Annotated in this window: 1 protein-coding gene; it reads left to right on the top strand. The window is 47.4% G+C overall.

All coding sequences use genetic code 11. The annotated features are described in order from the left end of the window. On the top strand, positions 1 to 593 hold a 593-nt coding region (locus A3738_RS03975), incomplete at both ends, for a VCBS domain-containing protein (protein WP_197473571.1).

Below are 593 nucleotides of genomic sequence, written 5' to 3'. Positions count from 1 at the left end.
TGTCGATTGATACGCAGACTGGAAAATGGATATACACCCTAGATAAAACAAGCCAAGCAACACAGTCTTTGGCTTTCGGCCAAACGGTCACCGAGTCATTTATCGTCAATGTCGATGACGGGAAAGGCGGCGTTGTGCCGCAATCAGTCACTATCACAATCGATGGAACGAACGATACTCCGATCATAAGTGGAACAACTCAAGGCACTGTAACCGAAGACGCTCTGCTGACCAAAAGCGGACGTTTAAACGTCCGCGATGTGGATGCTGGAGATACTCACATTTGGTTGATGAATAGCTCGGGAACAGGTAGCTATGGCAGCTTTAATATTGATGCAAAGAACGGTCAATGGACATACACGCTTGATAACTCAAATTTAGCAACCCAAGCGCTCAGCCAAGGGCAAATCGTCAAAGAAGTATTTTATGTAAGCGTTGATGATGGCAATGGAGGCATCACTACTCAGAGAGTGCTTGTCGATGTGGTCGGAAGCAACGATCGCCCAACTATTTCTGGTACAGCGAGTGGCGCTGTAACCGAAGACCAAGTTGGCACGACATCAGGTCAACTTCGTGTCCATGACCTTGATGCA

Source organism: Oleiphilus sp. HI0066 (assembly GCF_001635725.1).
The sequence above is the reverse complement of the archived record's forward strand: the minus strand, read 5'-3'. Positions and strand labels throughout refer to the sequence as shown.